The sequence below is a fragment of the Roseovarius aestuariivivens genome (genome assembly GCF_004761875.1).
GTDB classification, from domain to species: Bacteria; Pseudomonadota; Alphaproteobacteria; order Rhodobacterales; family Rhodobacteraceae; genus Roseovarius; species Roseovarius aestuariivivens.
Genome location: NZ_SJEY01000033.1, coordinates 1 through 1,443, shown reverse-complemented (window position 1 = coordinate 1,443; position 1,443 = coordinate 1). Strand labels below are relative to the sequence as shown.

Here is a 1,443-nt window from a genome sequence, read left to right as displayed (position 1 = left end):
TTGGGCTCAAGGTGGTCATCTGACTGAAGCTGTCGGATGTCGGCTTTCCGTATGTTTTCGAGCGTAAGTGGCTATTTTTTTGATAAGTCAGTTCTTGCGTGCTGCCTTGTCGTGATCTTGTCCCCAATCACGTCTGCGGCCTGTCGCAAAGGGTCATCCGCCAGATGAGCATACCGCTGCGTGGTTGACGGGTTTGTATGCCCCAGCAATCGACCAACGATCGGCAGACTCAGACCGCTGGATACGAGATGGGACGCATGGGTATGGCGATTGTCATGAATCCGGTAGTCTTCAAGTGAGGCCGCCTTCGTTACCGAGCGCCAGAACGCTTTGAGGTCCTTGTAGGGTTTTTCCGGCGAGCGTCCGGGAAAAAGCCAAACACTTTGGTCAGATCTTGCGACGCGCATCTGCACCAGAAGTTCACGGGTCGCCGAAGATAGCGGCAAATGTTCTCGGCGCTTCTGCTTGGTGTGATGGGACGGCTTGGTCTAGACACCGCGGTCAAAATCGAAATCGGTCCACTTTGCAGTCAGAACTTCGCCAATACGCGCGCCAGTCAGAAGTTGCAACCGAATGGCGTCAGCGGCGACTTGGTTGGGATGTGCGTCCAGCGCCGTCAGCAACCGCGCGAGCTCCTTGTCTGACAGCCATCGATCCCGCTTATCTTCGGTGAATTTCTCGACCCCGCGTGCCGGATTATCAGCCCGCATGCCCCAACGGACGGACAACTCCAGCATCTTTGACAGAAGCGCGAGCGTTCGATTTGCCTGATAAGGCGTATCGCGCATCTGGTTATGAAGTTTCTGTATGTCCTTATGCGTGACTTCAGCGACGCGAAGCTTTCCCAACTTCGGTAACACAATGCGTTCCAACATGGAGCGATCATTCCGAACACTGCCCGGACGCTTCTTCGGAATTGCATGTTCGGTCATGTAGTGCTCGGCCAGTTCTGTCACTGTAGGAGCGCGCCGAAGTGACTGAGCGTTCGCTACGGGGTCCCCACCACGAATGACGTCAGAGAGTAGCTCACGCGCCATTTCGCGCGCGGCTTGGGCGGAAAGCGTGGGACCGTACTGTCCAAGGGTCTTACGCTTCGAGCGACCGGTATCTCTGTTGCGATATTGAACCACGAAACTCTTCACACCAGTGATTTTGACCCGCAAACCAAAGCCAGAAAGACTGTCATCCCAGTAAATCGTGTCCCGGTTGGTGGGGACAATTCGGTCTATATTCGATTTCGTCAGGCGTAGGTTTGGCACTTCTCTCACTCAGCTGGGGTAAGCACAAGGTAAGCAAACTGGATCGAAAACACCAGCACTCCAGTGAAGGGGCGTCAGCAGAATCAGACAAAATTCAATGAAAAATAGTAGATTAAAGTACATTTACGAAAGCAGTCGAAACGAGCGCCGTAAGACTTCTAATCAGCAGGTTCGGGGTTCGAGT

The 1,443-nt window shown here is 53.8% G+C and carries 1 protein-coding gene and 1 pseudogene; both read right to left on the bottom strand.

The genetic code is table 11. The features are described from left to right. Window positions 1–71: 71 nt before the first annotated feature. Window positions 72–461 (bottom strand): annotated as a pseudogene (locus EZV60_RS19420) (tyrosine-type recombinase/integrase); the annotation flags it as partial. Between the two features lie 27 nt (window positions 462–488). Beyond that, window positions 489–1,259, bottom strand: a complete 771-nt coding sequence (locus EZV60_RS19415; RefSeq protein ID WP_245306368.1) for a tyrosine-type recombinase/integrase — start codon at window positions 1,257–1,259, stop codon at window positions 489–491. Window positions 1,260–1,443: the final 184 nt, after the last annotated feature.